Here is a 17140-nt window from a genome sequence, read left to right as displayed (position 1 = left end):
CCGCGTAGGTGGTGGGGCAGGCCGAAGCCCGGTAGTGGGGGAGGAAGTGTCCGATGCTCGGCGGTGGGGGAGGGGGCGGCCGATGTTCGGTGTCGGGGACGGGCGGATCGCGTGAGTGGGCATGGGCTCGGCGTGAATGTTCCCCTGCGGCCTTGGGCACACGACGGGAAGTCACTGACGGGGTGCGGGCGGATGCCGTCGAGGTGGGGCCGGTCCGCGCCGCGCGCGTCGGCCGGTGTGCGCCCCCGGGGGCCGCCGCGAACTCTTGACAGTGACTTGATGCGCGTCAAATCTGAGGGCCAGAGCCGCCCGCTCGCTTTTTAGGGAGGCGATGATGCCTGCAGCGCGGGAATCCTTGTTGGACGCCGCTTACACGGCGCTGATGCGCCGGCCGTGGTCCGCCGTGCGCATGGTGGACGTGGCGGCGGTGGCCGGAGTGTCACGTCAGACGCTGTACAACGAGTTCGGCAGCAAGGACGGGCTCGCCAGGGCCCTGGTCCGGCGGGAGGCGGACGGCTATCTGGCGGGCGTCGACCGGGCGCTGGCCACTCCGGCGGACACCCGGGACCGGCTGGCCGCGACCGCCGAGTGGACCGTGCGGGCCTCCCGCAACAACGTGCTCGTCCGAGCCATGCTCACCGGCTGCTGGAGCGAGCGGCTGCCCTCGCCCCCGCTCTCGGCGGTGCCCTCGTCGTCCCTCGTGCCCGCCCAGCGCCGCGCGGACGGCCCCCTGCCCGCGCCCGCCGACTTCGTGTCACTGGTGCGCGAACGGGCCGTCGCCGCGCTCTCCGGGCCCGGAGCACCCCGGCCGGACCCGGGGGAGCTGGCCCGGTCCTGCGAACTCGCCGTGCGGCTCGCCCTGTCCTGTGTGGCGGCACCCCCGACGGAGGGCGGGGTCACGGATCTCGTGCGGACCGCGCTGCCCCGCCAGCTCAGCCGGTCCCTCAACCACCTGTAGCCGGCCCGGCGCCGTTGCCCGCAGCGCCGCGGGCTACTGGGCGGATCCGGACAGTTGCAGGCCCACGACCCCCACGATCACCAGAGTGATCGAGACGATCTTCAGGGTGGAGACGAGGTCGCCGAGGAAGATCATCCCGTAGATCGCGGTGCCGGCCGCGCCGATGCCCGTCCAGACGGCGTAGGCGGGGCCGACGTCGAGCTTCTTCAGGGAGAGGGTCAGCAGACCGAAGCTGCCGAGGGCGAAGACGCAGAAGGCCACCGTGGGCCAGAGTCTGGTGAAGCCGTGCGAGAGCTTCAGACAGACGGCGAACCCGGTCTCCAGAAGTCCCGCCACGACCACCAGCAGCCACGCCATGTCTCGTCCTCCCGTGTCCCCGCGTTCCGTGACCGCTCGGTCCGCCCCGGCCGATCTCGTCCGCTCCGGGTCCGACTTGGTGCGATTATGCACTTACCGGGTGGAGGGGGGCGCAAACAACGCGGAGGTCAGTCGCCTTCCCGCCGTTCGCGCGTCGCGAGGAGCCTGCGCAGGGAGTAGAGGCGGTCCGGGTCCGCGTGTCCGTCCGCCACCCACTGGTCCAGGGCACAGTCCTGTTCGTCGTGACTGCACGCGCGCGGGCAGCCCTCCGTACCCGGCACCAGGTCCGGGAAGGCGTTGATGACCCGGGACGGGTCGATGTGGGCCAGCCCGAACGACCGGACGCCCGGGGTGTCCACGACCCAGCCGCCGTCCGAGTCCGCCAGGGGCAGGGCCAGCGCCGAGGTGGTGGTGTGCCGGCCGCGGCCCGTCACCGCGTTCACATGCCCCGTCGTACGGCGGAGGTCCTCGGGGACCAGGGCGTTCACCAGGGTCGTCTTGCCCACGCCGGAGTGGCCGACGAACGCGGTGACCCTGCCGTCGAGATGGACGCGGACACGGTCGGCGGCGCCCCCCGACTCCAGCTCCTCGCGGCTCGTCACGACGTACGGGAGGTCGATGTCGCCGTAGAGCTCCAGGAGTTTGTCGGGCGAGGCCAGGTCCGACTTCGTCAGCACCAGGAGAGGGGCGAGGCCGGCGTCGTAGGCGGCCACCAGGCAGCGGTCGATCAGCCGGGGCCGGGGTTCCGGGTCGGCGAGGGCCGTGACGATGGCGAGTTGGTCGGCGTTGGCGACGACGACGCGCTCGTAGGGGTCGTCGTCGTCGGCCGTGCGCCGCAGTACCGACCTGCGGTCGGCGATGCGGACGATCCGCGCCAGGGTGTCCTTGTTGCCGGAGAGGTCGCCGACGAGGGCGACGGTGTCGCCGACGACTGCGGCCTTTCGGCCCAGTTCACGGGCCTTCATCGCCATCACCACACGGTCCTCGACCAGGCAGGTCAGCCGGCCCCGGTCGACGGTGAGGACCATGCCGTCGGCCGCGTCCTCGTGCTTCGGACGGATGTGCGTACGGGGACGGTTGCCCTTGCGGTTCGGGCGGCTGCGGATGTCGTCCTCGTCGGTGTGCTTGCCGTAACGGCGCATGATCCCGGCCCGCCCGTCAGTTCTTCCCGAGCATCCCGGTCCACAGGTCGGGGAAGTCCGGCAGGGTCTTCGCGGTCGTCGCCACGTTCTCGATGCGCACACCCTCCACCGCCAGGCCGATGATCGCACCCGCTGTCGCCATCCGGTGGTCGTCGTACGTGTGGAAGACACCGCCGTGCAGGGGGCGGGGGCGGATGTGGAGGCCGTCGGCGGTCTCGGTGACGTCACCGCCGAGTTCGTTGATCTCCTTGGTGAGCGCCGCCAGCCGGTCCGTCTCGTGCAGGCGGAGGTGGGCGACGCCGCGCAGCGTCGAGGGGGAGTCGGCGAGGGCGGCGACCGCGGCGATGCCCGGGGTCAGCTCCCCGACCTCGCCCAGGTCCACGTCGATGCCGTGGATCGCGCCGGAGCCGGTGAACACCAGGCCGTACTCGGTCAGTTCGCAGGTGCCGCCCATCTCCGTGAAGATCTCGCGGAGTTGGTCGCCGGGCTGGGTGGTGCGCGCGGGCCAGTCGGGGACGACGACCTTGCCGCCGGTCACCAGGGCCGCCGCCAGGAACGGCTGGGCGTTGGACAGGTCCGGCTCGATCGTCAGGTCGCGGCCGAGCAGCGCGCCCGGCGTGACCCGCCAGACGTTCGGCTCGCCGCCCGACTCCGGGGTGTCCACCTGCGCGCCCACCGAGCGCAGCATGTCGACGGTCATCCGGATGTGGGGCAGGGAGGGCAGGGTCGAGCCGGTGTGGCGGACCTCCACGCCCTGGTTGAACCGGGGGGCCGACAGCAGGAGCGCCGAGACGAACTGCGACGACGAGGACGCGTCGATCGCCACCGGACCGCCGTCCAGCGCGCCGCTGCCGTGGACCGTCAGCGGAAGGGCGCCCCGGCCGTCGTCGTCGATCCGGGCGCCGAGGACGCGCAGGGCGTCGATCACGCCGTGCAGCGGGCGCTCGTACGACCGCGGGTCGCCGTCGAAGCGGATGGGGCCGTCGGCGAGGGCGGCGACCGGGGGGAGGAAGCGCATGACCGTGCCCGCGTTGCCCACGTCCACCGTGGCCGGGCCGTGCAGGCCGGCGGGCAGGACGCGCCATGCCTCGCCGGAACCGCCCGCGCCGGAGGAGCTGGAGGAGACGGTCTCCTCGATGCCGACGCCCATCGCGCGCAGCGCGCCCGCCATCAGCAGGGTGTCGCGGGAGCGCAGGGGGCGGCGCAGCCATCCGGGCTCGCTCGCGAGGGCGGCGAGGACGAGGGCACGGTTGGTGACGGACTTGGACCCCGGGACGTGGACCGTCGCGTCGACGGCTCCGCTCGCGAGAGGGGCGGGCCAGAGGTCGGGCTGTGCGTTCAGGGCCATGCGGCCCACTTTAGTGGGGGTTCCCTCCGCTCGGTTCAGCCGGTTGACATGCGTCGCCCGTCGGATGCGGCCCGGTCGCGGTCGGTCGCGCGTTCTCCGCGCTCCCCGAGCCGCCGGTGTCACAGGTGCAGCAGCCAGCGGCCGCCCCCCGTCAGGGCGCACAGCGACACCACGTGGAACATCACCAGCCACACCGTCGCCGGGACGTGGGTCAGGCGGGAGAGCTGGTCCGCGTCGGAGTCGCCGGCCCCGCCGCGGCGGCGCTTGGCCTGGAGTTCGAACGCCGGGCGCACGCCTCCCAGCAGCAGGAACCAGACGACCGCGTAGGCGAACGCGGCCTGGACCTGGGGGCCCGCGAGCCAGGACACGACCACGAAGGTGCCGCCGGTGACGAGGACCGTGAGGGCGCCGTAGGCGTTGCGGATCATGACCAGCATGGCGATCAGCAGGATCGTGGCGAGCCACAGCAGCAGGGTGATGCGGCCGGAGCCGAGGAGGGCGGCGCCGCCGAGGCCGAGGAGCGGGGGCGCGGTGTAGCCGGCGGCGGCGGTGAGGATCATGCCGATGCCGGTGGGTTTGCCCCGGCTCACCGTGAGGCCGCTGGTGTCGGAGTGCAGCCGGATACCGGTCAGGGTGCGGCCGGTGAGCAGCGCGACCAGACCGTGGCCGCCCTCGTGCGCGATGGTGATGGCGTTGCGTGACAGGCGCCAGACGCCGTGCGGGACGATCGCCGCGAGCGCGGCGACCGCGGTGGCTATGACGACCCAGAGGTCGGGTTCGGGCTGGGTGCCGAAGATCTCGTCCCACAGACTCGCCAGCGAGGTGGCTGCGGTGCTTTCCATGTTCTGCTGTGGCTCCTCGGGGTCGTGATCGACAGGGGGCGTGTGACGCCGTGTGCGGGGGCGGTGGTCGGGTGACGGGTCGGCCTGGCAGTGTGGCACCTATGTGCGGACGGTATGCGTCGAGTCGTAGGCCCGAGGATCTCGCAGGAGTCTTCGAGATCGAGAAGTGGGAGCCGGAGGAGTCCCTGGAGCCCGATTACAACGTGGCTCCCACCAAGGAGGTCTACGCGGTTCTCGACCGCCCTGTGAAGGACGCCGACGACAAGAGGCCGGTTCGCCAGCTGCGGAAGTTGAAGTGGGGGCTGGTCCCCTCCTGGTCCAAGAACCCCGAGGGCGCGGCCCGGATGATCAACGCCCGCGCGGAGACCGTGCACGAGAAGCCGTCGTACCGCCGGGCCTTCGCCACCCGGCGCTGCATCCTGCCCGCGGACGGCTACTTCGAGTGGGTCACCGGCGCGGGGGAGCGCGAGCTGGAGGTCGAGGGCAGGAAGAAGCGGCCGCGCAAGCAGCCGTACTTCGTGCTCCCGGCCGACGGGTCGGTCTTCGCGATGGCCGGGCTGTACGAGTTCTGGCGGGACAGGACGCTGCCGGACGATCACCCGCGGGCCTGGTGGGCGACCTGCTCGGTGATCACGACGGAGGCCGAGACGTCCCCGCTGGCCGTGGCCCCGGAGGACGGCCCGCGCGCGTTGGCCGATATTCACCCCCGGATGCCGCTGATGCTCACGCCCGACCGCTGGGACGGCTGGCTCGATCCGGCCCGTACGGATCCGGACGATCTGCGCGCCCTGCTCGAACCGCCGCCCGCCGGGCTGATGCGCGCCTACCCCGTCTCCACCGCGGTCAGCAATGTCCGCAACAACGGCCCGGAGCTGCTGAAGGAGCTGGAGGGGCCCGAGGAGGGCACACTCTTCTGACGTGACCGAGATCGAGGCAGCAGCGCGGGAAGAGATCGACACCGAGGCCGGTACGGGCCGTGTCAGTTGGTACGAGGCCGAGGCGCCGCACTTCGTCCTCGCCGTCGGCCATGGCGCCGGCGGTGGAGTCGAGGCCCGTGATCTCCGGGCCCTCGCCGCCGTCCTTCCCGCGCACGGCGTGAGCGTCGCCCTGGTGGAGCAACCGTGGCGGGTCGCGGGGAAGAAGCTCGCGCCCGCGCCGAAGACGCTGGACGTGGGCTGGCGCGGACTGTGGCCCGCGCTGGCGAAGCCGGGACTCCCGGTGATCGCGGGCGGGCGGAGCGCCGGGGCCCGGGTCGCCTGCCGTACGGCGACGGAGCTGGGCGCGGTGGCCGTCCTGGCGCTGAGCTTTCCGCTGCATCCGCCGGGGCGGCCGGAGCGGTCGAGGGCCGGCGAGCTGCTCGGGGCCGGGGTGCCCACGCTGGTCGTCCAGGGCGGAAACGATCCGTTCGGGAAGCCGGAGGAGTTCCCGGAAGGCGCGTACGGGCTCGTCGAGGTGCCGTACGGCGATCACGGGTTCGCCGTGCCGAAGCGGGCGCCCCTCGGCCAGGAGGAGGCGCTGACCGTACTCACCGACGGTGTCGTGGAGTGGATCGCGTCACTCGGATGACGGGTCGGGCAGTGGTCGGGAATGCGGAGCGGCGGGCCTTGGTTGTGCGGATCAGACAGTGCGAAAGACCGTGCTGACCGCCCAAGGAGAGGAAGTCCGCCGCATGGGTTCGACCTACTGCCCGAGCCGCAGCAGCCGCGCTGACCTGGACTGGACGGTGCTGCACGCGGCCAAGAGCGGCCCAGTTCGGGCGGCGGCGGGCATGGATCGTCGTCTATCCTCCGATTCTGGTGGTACCGGTTTCGGTACCGCACAGACGCTGGAGGAGGTGGGTCCGGTCACTGGGACCGACGCAGGGACCGAACGGGGCCAGGCGGAGCAGCCCGAGGGCACCGAGACCGCCGCGGAGCGCAGCGCCCGGTTCGAGCGGGACGCCCTGGAATTCCTCGATCAGATGTACTCGGCCGCGCTGCGCATGACGCGCAACCCGGCCGACGCCGAGGATCTGGTGCAGGAGACGTACGCGAAGGCGTATGCGTCCTTCCACCAGTTCCGCGAGGGCACCAACCTGAAGGCCTGGCTGTACCGCATCCTCACGAACACCTTCATCAACTCCTACCGCAAGAAGCAGCGCGAACCCCAGCGCTCCGCGGCCGAGGAGATCGAGGACTGGCAGCTGGCGCGCGCCGAGTCGCACATGTCGACCGGACTGCGTTCGGCCGAGTCGCAGGCGCTCGACCACCTGCCCGACTCGGACGTGAAGTCGGCGCTGCAGGCGATTCCCGAGGAGTTCCGCATCGCCGTCTATCTCGCGGATGTCGAGGGCTTTGCGTACAAGGAGATCGCCGACATCATGGGGACACCCATCGGCACGGTGATGTCCCGGCTGCACCGGGGCCGCCGTCAACTGCGCGGCATGCTCGAGGACTACGCCCGCGACCGCGGGCTCGTCCCGGCCGGCGCCGGAGAGTCGAACGAAGCGAAAGGCTCGGGCTCATGAGCTGCGGAGAGCCGCACGAGACGGATTGCAGCGAGATCCTCGACCATCTCTACGAGTTCCTCGACCGGGAGATGCCCGACGCCGACTGCACCAAGTTCGAGCACCATTTCGAGGAGTGCTCGCCCTGCCTGGAGAAGTACGGGCTCGAACAGGCCGTGAAGAAGCTGGTCAAGCGGTGTTGCGGACAGGATGACGTGCCCACCGACCTGCGGGCCAAGGTGATGGGCCGGATCGATCTGATCCGTTCGGGGCAGACCGTGCCCGAGCACGACGTGACGGCGGCCTCGCCGGCCGCTCCTCAGGAGAGCTGAGAACCACCGGGGCGGAGCCCGTCGCGGAAGGGCCGTGTGGCCCCTCCCGCGGCGGGCTCCGTCGTCGCGTCGGAGGCGGGGTGGAAGCGGCTCAGACCTCCAGGCCGTTCTCGATGCGCTTCAGGCCGTGCCTGGCGAGCGCCAGGTTGCTGCGGGAGCGGTCCAGCGCCAGGTAGAGGAAGAGCGAGCCCCTGCTGCTGGTCAGCGGGCGGATCAGGTGGTACTGCCGGCCGAGCGTGATCAGGATGTCCTCGATCACGTCGTTCATGTCCAGCGAGGCCAGCGTGCGCATCTTGGCCCTCACCACCTCGGTGTTGCCGGCCGCCGCCAACTCCAGGTCGAGGTGCTGCCCGCCGCCGAGGGTGCCGAGCGACATGCCGCTCTCGTAGTCGACCAGCGCGACGCCGACCGCGCCGTCGAGGGCCATGGCTTCCTTGAGCGCCGTCTCGATGTTCATATTGCTGCCCCAATTCCTCAGTGCTGCTGACCGGTCACTGTCCGGCCAACTACGATCGACGCGAGTGACCTGCCGGTCACAAACATCAACTTTTGGCCTTGTTACGGAAGTTGGCGTTCAAAGTACTGCGCGGCGCGTGAACGTGGAGGGCGAATGGGGGGACTTGAGGAAACGAAGCCGGCGCTCCAGACCTCCTTGGACCGGCTTCTCGACTCTCCCGGCGTCGTCGGCGTCGCCCTCGTCGACGCGGTCACGGGTCTCACGTACGCCACGGCGGGCGAGGCCGCGGCGGCGGGGACGGGGGTGGAGTGCTCCGATCTCGCCACCCTCATCTCCGAACGGCTCGGTGCCGCGGGGGCCGAGGGGGAGTTGGAAAGCGTGGTCATGACCAGCAGGCGCCGCCACCAGGTGCTGCTCTCCGTGGACCGGTCGGCCGGCGACCCGCTGCTGCTGGCGGCCGGTCTCGACCGCGACCGGGCGAACGTGGCCCTGGCGCTGCGCAGCCTCGGCGACCGGGCCCGAGAGGTGCTGGCGTGAAATCACCCTCGGCACGCAACCTGCCCGCGCTCCTTCAAGCACTGCACCAGGAGGGCCATACCGGCACCGTCCAGGTCTCGGGCTCCCCCGGTGGCACGATTCACCTGCGGGACGGCCTGATCGGCGCGATCGAGACACCGGGCGCGCCGACCGCGACGTCCGCGCTGCTCTCCTCGGGGCGGATCGACGACGACGCCTGGCTGGCGGCCTGCGCGGCCGAACCCGACGCCGACCGGCTCGGCGCGCACCTGGTGGCCGCCGGTCTGATCGGCGCCGCCGAGCTGGAGGTCGTCTGCACGGCGGCCCTGTTCGACGGGGCCTTCGCGATGGCGCTCAGCCCGCCCGGCGGCTGGGAACTGACTCCCCGGCAGCCCACCCTCCTCGTCCGGCCCGGCGTCGAGCCGCGCCCCCTGGCGGAGGAGACCACCCGCCGTGTGGCACTGCTGACCGGAGCGTGGGGCCCCGCGGGCGACCTGGCCCGCGCCCGGCCCGAAGCGGTCACCGGCCGCGGTGCCGCGGAGCACGACGGACGGCTGACCCGGCGCCACCGGGACCTCGTCGACAGCGTGAACGGCCGCCGCACCCCGCGCGACATCGCCTTCGCGCGGGGGCGCGGCCTCTACGCGGTCATGCTGGACCTCATCCGGCTGGAATCGCTCCAGGCGGTCCGCTGGCAGACCAGAACCGAACCCGGCGGCCGCCCCAGCACGGCGCCCCGGATCCCGCAGGGGCAGCCGGCCTCCGAGGAGCCGCCCCCGAGAGCCGGCCCCCTGCCCAGACGCAGGCCCGGTGGAGGCTCTCCGACCGGAGACCTCGGAGCGAAGGACGGGTAGTGAGCGCCGACAGAGACCCGGCCCGCAAGCGCCGTATACGCAGCAAGGCCGCCCGCCTCCGACGGCGTCCGGCCCGGGGAGCGGCCGCGGTCGACCGCCCGTCCCCGCCCACCGAAGCGCGGCCGTCCGCCCCGCCCTCCACCCCGGGCGAAGCCGGCGGGGTCGTCGCGGGACCGCCGCCGTCACCCGTAAGGGGGGCCGCCGGACCGCCCCCGTTACCCGTACGGGGCGCTGTCACCGGGCCGCCCCCGTTACCCGTACGGGGTGCCACGCCGGTCCCCGTGCACACCGGGGACGGCCCGGCCGTGCCGCCGCCGTTCCCGCCCCTGCCCCTGCTGTCGGCCGAGGAACTGCTCGCCGACCAACCCTCCCTCGACATGCTGCGGCGCGTCCGCCGCGGACTGCGGGCTCTTCCCGAGTCCGACGGGCACCTCCCGGACTGAGGGGTGCCGTGCGATCCCCGTACGGCACCGACGGCGTCCGGCACACCCCTGCCGCCCGGACGGCACACCCACGCAGACATCTGGACCAAGGAGCACGTGCCCATGACCGCACACGCATCGACCGAATCGCTGACCGGCATCCTGGCCTCGCTGCGTGACCGGGTGATGGGCGTCGCCGAGAGCGTCCTGTCCACGGTGGACGGCCTCCTCGTCGTCGCCGACGTCGACAAGGTCCACCCCGAGTCCGTCGCCGCGCTCGCCGCCGCCACCCTCGGCGTCAGCCGCCGCATGGCCGACCAGTCCGGCGTCGGCGCGCTCCGTGAGGTCGTCGTCCGGTGCGGTTCCGGGCACGTCATCGTGGTCGCCGTCGGCGAGCGCACGCTCCTGACCGTCATGGGCGACGACGGCCTCGACATGGCCGCCTTCCGGCGGGAGTCCCCGGCGACCGTGGAACAGCTCAACAAGGTGCTCGCGGCGGACGTGGCGCACTGAGGAGCGATGGCGAGGCTTTCGTCGACCGCCGGTGCGGTGCCGGCCGTCGTCCTCCCGCGCGGGTTCCGTCCCGAGGTGACGGAGTCGCTCGTGAGGGTACTGTCGAGAGACTGTCTGACCCTGCCCGCGGTGGGGTAACCCATGGGTAATGAGCGGCCCTACACGCGGTCGTGGTTGGATGCGAGGGAGAGGGTGCACCGGGGGCGACGGCCGGCCCACTCCGACGGAACTGACAGGCGGGAACGTAACTGGCAGGCGGGAATCGTGAGGATCTTCGGCAAGGGACGGCATCGGCCCTCCGCCTCTTGGCGGCAGGCCACCGATCGTGCGTTCACGCTGATCGGTGACGGTCGGTACGAGGACGCGGGCGCACTGTTGACACGTGCCGCGGACCTGGAGCCCTGGCTGTCCGAGTCCTGGTTCAACCTTGCCCTGCTGCACAAGTTCCGCCACGACTGGGAACAGGCGCGGGCGGCCGGACTGCGGGCCGTCGCCCTGCTCGACCGGGAGACCGGGGCGCCTGACTGGTGGAACGTGGGAATCGCCGCGACCGCCCTGCAGGACTGGCCACTGGCCCGCCGCGCCTGGCAGGCGTACGGGCTGCGGGTGCCCGGAGGCGCCTCCCGGCCGAAGCCCGGCAGCGGCCCCGGCGACAACGGCGAGCCGGTGGGCATGGACCTCGGCAGCGCTGCCGTACGGCTCTCGCCCGAGGGTGAGGCCGAGGTCGTGTGGGGGCGGCGGCTCGACCCCGCCCGGATCGAGGTGCTCTCCATCCCGCTGCCCTCGTCCGGGCGCCGCTGGGGTGAGGTCGTCCTGCACGACGGGGTGCCGCACGGGGAGCGGACCACGGCCGCGGGGCACGCGTATCCGGTGTTCGACGAGATCGAGCTGTGGGCGCCGTCTCCCGTGCCGACCTGGGTGGTGCTGCTGGAGGCCGCGACCGAGGCGGACCGGGACGCGCTGGAGCGGCTCGCGGCGGACGCCGGATTCGCGGCGGAGGACTGGTCGTCGTCGGTGCGCCTGCTGTGCCGGCTGTGTTCGGAGTCGCGGATGCCGTCCGACGAGGGTGACGGTGAGCATCTGGACCCGCACGACCACAGTGAGCCGGGGCACCCCGGTCCGCTGGGGCATGTCACGGACGGGCAGTTGTGGGCGCCGGAGCGGGAGTGCGGGGTGGCTGCGCCGGCCTCGCTCGTCCGGGGGTTGCTGGACGGGTGGGTGGCCGACAGTCCGGACTCCCGGGACTGGCGGGATCTGGAAGAGGTCTGTTAGGGCTCGCGGTTCGATTGTCGGCCGCAGGTCCGGTGCAGCTTCCCGCGCAGTTCCCCGCGCCCCTTGCGGGGCGCGATCCCCGTACCCTGTATCAGCAACTTCACTGCTTGTTGTTTTGAGGAAGGCGTACGTCTGTCATGGCCCAGCAGGACACCGATCAGCAGCGCGTGGGCGTGCTCCCCGTCGATGACGAGGGGTTCGTCGTCGACACGGAGGACTGCGAGGAGCGCGAGCAGGCGTACCGCGAGCGCGGCACCTCGCTGCCCATCACCGTGGTCGGGAACCCGGTGCTGCACAAGGAGTGCAAGGACGTCACGGAGTTCGGTGACGAGCTGGCGAAGCTGGTGGACGACATGTTCGCCAGCCAGCGCACGGCGGAGGGCGTGGGCCTGGCCGCCAACCAGGTCGGTGTCGACCTGAAGGTGTTCGTGTACGACTGCCCGGACGACGAGGGCAAGCGGCACACCGGTGTGATCTGCAACCCCAAGCTGGTCGAACTGCCCGCCGAGGCGCGCCGGTTGGACGACAGCAACGAGGGCTGCCTGTCGGTGCCGACGGCGTACATGCCGCTCGCTCGCCCCGACTACGCCGAGGTCACCGGGCAGGACGAGAAGGGCAACCCGATCAAGGTGCGCGGCACCGGCTACTTCGCGCGCTGCCTGCAGCACGAGACCGACCACCTGTACGGCTACCTCTACATCGACCGCCTCTCCAAGCGTGACCGCAAGGACGCGCTGCGGCAGATGGCCGAGAACGAGCCCCGCTACCCCGTGGTCGCCAACGACTGAGCCGTCCGCCGCACCCGCCCCGGGCCCGCCGGGCCCCGCACTCAGGCCGCCTCCGGCCCCCGGAAGGTCCGGCGGTAGGTCTGCGGAGTCGTACCCAGCGACCGCACGAACTGATGACGCAGGGCGGCGGCGGTGCCGAAGCCGGTGCGCCAGGCGATCGCGTCCACCGTCTCGTCCGTCCCCTCCAGCAACCGCTGGGCCAGCAGCACCCGTTGGCGCAGGATCCAGCGGTACGGCGTGGTCCCGGTCTCCTGCTGGAAGCGGCGGGCGAACGTGCGCGGGGACATGTGCGCGCGGGCGGCGAGCTGTTCGACGGTGACCTCCTCGTCGAGGTGCTGCTCCATCCAGACGAGCACCTCACCGACCGTGTCGCACTGGGAGCGGGGCAGCGGCCGCTCGATGTACTGCGCCTGGCCGCCGTCGCGGTGCGGCGGCACCACCATCCGCCGGGCGATCTTGTTGGCCACCTCCGGGCCCTGCTCCTTGCGGACGATGTGCAGACAGGCGTCGATGCCGGCCGCCGTGCCCGCAGAGGTGATCACCGGGTCCGCGTCCACGTACAGCACGTCCGGCTCGACCACCGCCCGCGGATACTGCCGGGCCAGCTCCTGCGCGTGCTTCCAGTGCACCGCGCAGGGCCGCCCGTCCAGCAGCCCGGCCGCGCCGAGCACGAACACCCCCGAACACACGCTCAGCACCCGGGCGCCCCGGTCGGCGGCCCGCCGCAGCGCGTCCAGCAGCTCCGGCGGGTAGCTCCGGTGCACATAGCTGTCGCCGGCCGGTACGACGACCAGGTCGGCCTCTTCGAGCCGGTCCAGCCCGTACGGCGTGGACACCGTGAACCCGGCCGGGGTCCGCAGGGTCGGTCCCTCCGCCGATGCGACCGCGAAGTCGTACACGGGCAGGCCGTCGTCGCTGCGGTCGAGGCCGAAGACCTCGCAGACGACACCCAGTTCGAAGGGATGCACGCCCTCCATGAGGACGGTGGCCACGTTATTCAGCATGCTGCCAGTGTGCCTGGCAAGTGGCAGTAATTCGAGGGGGTGCGGCAGTCCTGCCACTGTTTGTCAGGAGTGTTCGGCGCCAAAGTGGTGTCCATGGAAACGACACAGCTGCAAGGACTCATCGGAACACTGGCCGTCCTCGGACTGCTCGCCCTGGTCGCACTGCCCGCGATCGTCGGCATCGTGCACGAGTGGCGCGTCGACCGTCAGCTCCGGCAGGCGCAGGAACGGCGGGCGTCGCACCACATCGCCCGCGCCGCCTGATCGCGGCCCCGGGTGCCGCTGATACGTCCCCGGCGCGACGACGACCACGAGGGTCGTGCCGGCCGGGGACGCGGCCCGCTCACGGCCGCGGCGGCCTAGAAATCCTCGTCCAGGTCGACGGTGCCCTCCACCGCGACCTGGTACGCCGACGGACGGCGCTCGAAGAAGTTGGTCAGCTCCTGGACACCCTGCAGCTCCATGAAGGAGAACGGGTTCTCCGAGCCGTAGACCGGTGCGAAGCCGAGGCGGGTGAGCCGCTGGTCGGCGACACACTCCAGGTACTGCCGCATCGACTCGGTGTTCATGCCCGGCAGGCCGTCACCGCACAGATCACGCCCGAACTGCAGCTCGGCCTCGACGGCCTCCTTCAGCATGTCGGTGACCTGCTGCCGGAGCAGTTCGTCGAAGAGTTCCGGCTCCTCCTTGCGGACGGTGTCCACCACCTCGAAGGCGAAGGACATGTGCATGGTCTCGTCGCGGAACACCCAGTTGGTGCCCGTCGCCAGACCGTGCAGCAGCCCCCGGCTGCGGAACCAGTAGACGTACGCGAAGGCGCCGTAGAAGAACAGGCCCTCGATGCACGCGGCGAAGCAGATCAGGTTGAGCAGGAAGCGCCGGCGGTCCGCCTTGGACTCCAGGCGGTCCAGCTTCTCCACCGAGTCCATCCACTTGAAGCAGAACTCCGCCTTCTCACGGATGGACGGGATGTTCTCCACCGCCGCGAAGGCCGCCGCCCGGTCCGCCGGGTCGGGCAGGTAGGTGTCCAGCAGCGTCAGATAGAACTGGACGTGCACGGCCTCCTCGAAGAGCTGGCGGCTCAGGTAGAGCCGCGCCTCGGGGGAGTTGATGTGCTTGTAGAGGGTGAGCACGAGGTTGTTCGCCACGATCGAGTCGCCCGTCGCGAAGAACGCGACCAGCCGGCCGATCATGTGCTGCTCGCCCTCGGACAGCTTCGCGAGGTCGGCGACGTCCGAGTGGAGGTCGACCTCCTCGACGGTCCAGGTGTTCTTGATCGCGTCCCGGTAGCGCTCGTAGAAGTCCGGGTAGCGCATCGGGCGGAGAGTCAGCTCGAAGCCGGGGTCGAGCAGGTTCTGGTTGCTGGGCATCACTGACAGGCCTCGCAGGACTCGGGGTTCTCGAGCGAGCAGGCGAGGGCCTCGTCCGAGGCGGCCTGCTGCAGGGGGATGGTCTTCTCGGGCTGCGGCTCCTGGGCCCGGTTCTGGCCCTGGGCCGCGCGGGCGATACGGGTCGCCGGGCGCGAGCGCAGGTAGTACGTGGTCTTCAGCCCCGACTTCCAGGCGTACGCGTACATCGAGGAGAGCTTGCCGATGGTGGGCGTCTCCAGGAACAGGTTCAGCGACTGCGACTGGTCCAGGTACGGGGTGCGGGCGGCGGCCATGTCGATCAGGCCGCGCTGCGGGATCTCCCAGGCCGTGCGGTACAACGCCCTGACGTCGGCCGGGATCCACGCGAAGTCCTGCACCGAACCGCCCGACTCGCGCAGCGCCTCCCTGGTGCGGGCGTCCCAGACGCCCAGCTCCTTGAGGTCCTTCACCAGATACGAGTTGACCTGGAGGAACTCACCGGACAGCGTCTCGCGCTTGAACAGGTTGGACACCTGCGGCTCGATGCACTCGTACACACCGGCGATCGAGGCGATGGTGGCCGTCGGCGCGATGGCGAGGAGCAGCGAGTTGCGCATACCCGTCGTCGCGACGCGCTCGCGCAGGGCCGCCCAGCGCTCCGGCCAGGCCGGCTCGACACCGTAGTGGTCGGGGTGCAGCACGCCACGGGCCGTGCGGGTCTTCTCCCAGGCCGGCAGCGGGCCGTTGCGCTCGGCGAGGTCGGTGGACGCCTCGTAGGCGGCGAGCATGATCCGCTCGGCGATCCGCGTGGACAGCGCCTTCGCCTCGGGGGAGTCGAAGGGCAGGCGCAGCTGGAAGAAGACGTCCTGCAGCCCCATCGCGCCGAGGCCGACCGGGCGCCACTTGGCGTTGGAGCGGCCCGCCTGCTCGGTCGGGTAGAAGTTGATGTCGACGACGCGGTCGAGGAAGGTGACGGCGGTCCGGACGGTCTCGTCCAGCCGCTCCCAGTCGATGTCCCCGTTCTTGACGAAGGCGCCGAGGTTGACCGAGCCCAGGTTGCAGACCGCCGTCTCGCCGTCGTCCGTGACCTCCAGGATCTCCGTGCAGAGGTTGGAGGAGTGGACGACGTGGCCCGGCTCGGCCGTCTGGTTGGCCGTGCGGTTGGCCGCGTCCTTGAAGGTCATCCAGCCGTTGCCGGTCTGGGCGAGGGTGCGCATCATGCGGCCGTACAGATCACGGGCGGCGATCGTCTTCCGCGCCAGGCCGTTCGCCTCCGCCGCGCGGTACGCGGCCTCGAACTCCTCGCCCCACAGGTCGACCAGCTCGGGCACGTCGGCCGGGGAGAACAACGACCACTGCTCGTCTGCGTTCACCCGGCGCATGAACTCGTCCGGGATCCAGTGCGCGAGGTTCAGGTTGTGCGTACGACGGGCGTCCTCACCGGTGTTGTCGCGCAGCTCCAGGAACTCCTCGATGTCGGAGTGCCAGGTCTCCAGGTAGACCGCGGCCGCGCCCTTGCGCCGGCCGCCCTGGTTCACGGCGGCGACCGAGGCGTCCAGCGTCTTCAGGAACGGCACGATGCCGTTGGAGTGCCCGTTGGTGCCCCGGATCAGCGAACCGCGCGAGCGGATGCGGGAGTACGACAGGCCGATGCCGCCGGCGTGCTTCGAGAGGCGGGCCACCTGGTGGTAGCGGTCGTAGATGGAGTCCAGCTCGTCCAGCGGGGAGTCGAGGAGGTAGCAGGAGGACATCTGGGGGTGGCGGGTGCCGGAGTTGAAGAGGGTGGGGGAGGAGGGGAGGTAGTCGAGGCTGCTCATCAGGCGGTAGAGCGCGGCGACCTCGTCCACGGCGCGAGCGGTGTCGTCCTCGGCCAGGCCGCTCGCCACCCGCAGCATGAAGTGCTGCGGTGTCTCGACGACCTGGCGGGTGAGGGGGTGCCGGAGCAGATAGCGGCTGTGCAGGGTGCGCAGGCCGAAGTAGCCGAAGCGGTCGTCGCCGGCCGGGTCGACCAGGGCGTCGAGACGCTCGCCGTGCACGCGGGCGAACTCCGCGGTGCGGTCGGCGACGAGACCCTCCCGGTGGCCCACGGCGATGGACTCGGTGAACGTCGTGACGCCCTGTGAGGCGGCCTCGGCGCGGATGCCGATGGCCAGCAGACGGGCGGCCAGCTTCGAGTAGGCGGGGTCCTCGGAGATCAGCCCGGCGGCCGCCTCCGTGGCGAGCTCGCGCAGCTCCACGACCATCTCGGCGGAGGCCGCTCGCGAGGACCGTCCGCGCAGCGCGGCGGCGGCGACCCGGCCGGGGTCGGCGTCGGGGAGGTCGACGGTCAGCTCGGTCAGGGTCCGCAGCAACGCGGAACCGGGACCGTCGGTCTCCGTCGCCGGGTCGGCTGAAGCCAGGTCGGCTGAAACCGGGTCGGCTGGCGCGATGGTCACGTGGGGCTCTCCCTCGCTCGGCAAGGGGCCCGGCGGAGGGCAGGCGGCAGCTCACGAGCGCACGGG

At 71.5% G+C, this 17140-nt stretch carries 20 protein-coding genes; 12 read left to right on the top strand and 8 right to left on the bottom strand.

Annotated elements, in window-relative coordinates:
- Window positions 1–331 precede the first annotated feature (331 nt).
- Entirely contained in the window at window positions 332–958 is a 627-nt protein-coding gene (locus ACFU5F_RS02325; protein WP_383880704.1) for a TetR/AcrR family transcriptional regulator, read from the top strand.
- A 33-nt stretch (window positions 959–991) separates the two neighbouring features.
- Here ACFU5F_RS02325 and ACFU5F_RS02320 read toward each other — a convergent pair whose 3' ends face one another.
- The 4 genes from ACFU5F_RS02320 to ACFU5F_RS02305 form a co-directional block, all read right to left on the bottom strand.
- A complete protein-coding gene (locus ACFU5F_RS02320; RefSeq protein ID WP_013000822.1) occupies window positions 992–1315 on the bottom strand; it encodes a multidrug efflux SMR transporter in 324 nt (107 codons plus the stop codon).
- A 128-nt stretch (window positions 1316–1443) separates the two neighbouring features.
- Window positions 1444–2457, bottom strand: a complete 1014-nt coding sequence (rsgA, locus tag ACFU5F_RS02315) for a ribosome small subunit-dependent GTPase A (RefSeq protein WP_383880701.1) — start codon at window positions 2455–2457, stop codon at window positions 1444–1446.
- 16 nt (window positions 2458–2473) lie between these two features.
- A complete protein-coding gene (gene aroA, locus ACFU5F_RS02310; protein WP_383880698.1) occupies window positions 2474–3805 on the bottom strand; it encodes a 3-phosphoshikimate 1-carboxyvinyltransferase in 1332 nt (443 codons plus the stop codon).
- A gap of 119 nt (window positions 3806–3924) precedes the next feature.
- On the bottom strand, window positions 3925–4647 hold the full coding sequence (locus ACFU5F_RS02305) for a M50 family metallopeptidase (protein WP_383880696.1): 723 nt from the start codon (window positions 4645–4647) through the stop codon (window positions 3925–3927).
- Window positions 4648–4748: 101 nt separating this feature from the next.
- On the opposite strand from ACFU5F_RS02305, the gene ACFU5F_RS02300 reads away from it, so the two are divergent.
- The 4 genes from ACFU5F_RS02300 to rsrA all read left to right on the top strand — a co-directional run bounded on the left by ACFU5F_RS02300 (window position 4749) and on the right by rsrA (window position 7464).
- The gene (locus tag ACFU5F_RS02300) at window positions 4749–5564 is read left to right on the top strand and encodes an SOS response-associated peptidase (RefSeq protein ID WP_383880693.1); all 816 of its coding nucleotides are present in this window, start codon (window positions 4749–4751) and stop codon (window positions 5562–5564) included.
- A 1-nt stretch (window position 5565) separates the two neighbouring features.
- The gene (locus ACFU5F_RS02295; protein ID WP_383880691.1) at window positions 5566–6213 is read left to right on the top strand and encodes an alpha/beta family hydrolase; all 648 of its coding nucleotides are present in this window, start codon (window positions 5566–5568) and stop codon (window positions 6211–6213) included.
- A 268-nt stretch (window positions 6214–6481) separates the two neighbouring features.
- Window positions 6482–7153: an RNA polymerase sigma factor SigR gene (gene sigR, locus ACFU5F_RS02290; protein WP_013000816.1), complete on the top strand. Its 672-nt coding sequence runs from the start codon at window positions 6482–6484 to the stop codon at window positions 7151–7153.
- Entirely contained in the window at window positions 7150–7464 is a 315-nt protein-coding gene (gene rsrA, locus ACFU5F_RS02285) for a mycothiol system anti-sigma-R factor (protein WP_013000815.1), read from the top strand. The genes sigR and rsrA overlap by 4 nt, the downstream gene beginning before the upstream one ends.
- A gap of 91 nt (window positions 7465–7555) precedes the next feature.
- Here the strand turns inward: rsrA and ACFU5F_RS02280 are convergent, their stop codons facing one another.
- Window positions 7556–7921 (bottom strand): hypothetical protein, encoded by a 366-nt coding sequence (locus ACFU5F_RS02280; protein WP_383880687.1) that lies wholly within the window; start codon window positions 7919–7921, stop codon window positions 7556–7558.
- A gap of 195 nt (window positions 7922–8116) precedes the next feature.
- Between ACFU5F_RS02280 and ACFU5F_RS02275 the strand changes: the two genes are divergently transcribed.
- From ACFU5F_RS02275 to def, 6 genes are all read left to right on the top strand, one after another.
- Window positions 8117–8458 (top strand): hypothetical protein, encoded by a 342-nt coding sequence (locus ACFU5F_RS02275; protein WP_383881033.1) that lies wholly within the window; start codon window positions 8117–8119, stop codon window positions 8456–8458.
- Window positions 8455–9291, top strand: a complete 837-nt coding sequence (locus tag ACFU5F_RS02270) for a DUF4388 domain-containing protein (protein WP_383880685.1) — start codon at window positions 8455–8457, stop codon at window positions 9289–9291. The genes ACFU5F_RS02275 and ACFU5F_RS02270 overlap by 4 nt, the downstream gene beginning before the upstream one ends.
- Window positions 9292–9572: 281 nt before the next feature.
- Window positions 9573–9734 carry a hypothetical protein gene (locus tag ACFU5F_RS02265; RefSeq protein ID WP_383880682.1) on the top strand — a complete coding sequence of 54 codons (162 nt, stop codon included), beginning with the start codon at window positions 9573–9575 and terminating at the stop codon, window positions 9732–9734.
- 102 nt (window positions 9735–9836) lie between these two features.
- A complete protein-coding gene (locus tag ACFU5F_RS02260) occupies window positions 9837–10226 on the top strand; it encodes a roadblock/LC7 domain-containing protein (RefSeq protein WP_383880679.1) in 390 nt (129 codons plus the stop codon).
- A 264-nt stretch (window positions 10227–10490) separates the two neighbouring features.
- Window positions 10491–11498, top strand: coding sequence for a hypothetical protein (locus ACFU5F_RS02255; RefSeq protein ID WP_013000809.1), 1008 nt, complete (start codon window positions 10491–10493; stop codon window positions 11496–11498).
- Window positions 11499–11635: 137 nt separating this feature from the next.
- The gene (def, locus tag ACFU5F_RS02250) at window positions 11636–12286 is read left to right on the top strand and encodes a peptide deformylase (RefSeq protein WP_383880676.1); all 651 of its coding nucleotides are present in this window, start codon (window positions 11636–11638) and stop codon (window positions 12284–12286) included.
- Between the two features lie 41 nt (window positions 12287–12327).
- On the opposite strand, the gene ACFU5F_RS02245 is transcribed toward def, so the two are convergent.
- The gene (locus ACFU5F_RS02245; protein ID WP_383880673.1) at window positions 12328–13290 is read right to left on the bottom strand and encodes a GlxA family transcriptional regulator; all 963 of its coding nucleotides are present in this window, start codon (window positions 13288–13290) and stop codon (window positions 12328–12330) included.
- 93 nt (window positions 13291–13383) lie between these two features.
- Here ACFU5F_RS02245 and ACFU5F_RS02240 point away from each other — a divergent pair, with 93 nt between their 5' ends.
- Window positions 13384–13554 carry a hypothetical protein gene (locus ACFU5F_RS02240; RefSeq protein WP_162934568.1) on the top strand — a complete coding sequence of 57 codons (171 nt, stop codon included), beginning with the start codon at window positions 13384–13386 and terminating at the stop codon, window positions 13552–13554.
- Window positions 13555–13649: 95 nt separating this feature from the next.
- Here the strand turns inward: ACFU5F_RS02240 and ACFU5F_RS02235 are convergent, their stop codons facing one another.
- On the bottom strand, window positions 13650–14660 hold the full coding sequence (locus ACFU5F_RS02235; RefSeq protein ID WP_383880670.1) for a ribonucleotide-diphosphate reductase subunit beta: 1011 nt from the start codon (window positions 14658–14660) through the stop codon (window positions 13650–13652).
- Window positions 14660–17074, bottom strand: a complete 2415-nt coding sequence (locus ACFU5F_RS02230) for a ribonucleoside-diphosphate reductase subunit alpha (protein WP_383880667.1) — start codon at window positions 17072–17074, stop codon at window positions 14660–14662. Before ACFU5F_RS02230 ends, ACFU5F_RS02235 begins: the two co-directional genes overlap by 1 nt.
- Between the last annotated feature and the right edge of the window lie 66 nt (window positions 17075–17140).

The organism is Streptomyces sp. NPDC057438 (genome assembly GCF_042802995.1).
In the GTDB taxonomy this organism is placed as follows: Bacteria; Actinomycetota; Actinomycetes; order Streptomycetales; family Streptomycetaceae; genus Streptomyces.
The sequence above is the reverse complement of the archived record's forward strand: the minus strand, read 5'-3'. Positions and strand labels throughout refer to the sequence as shown.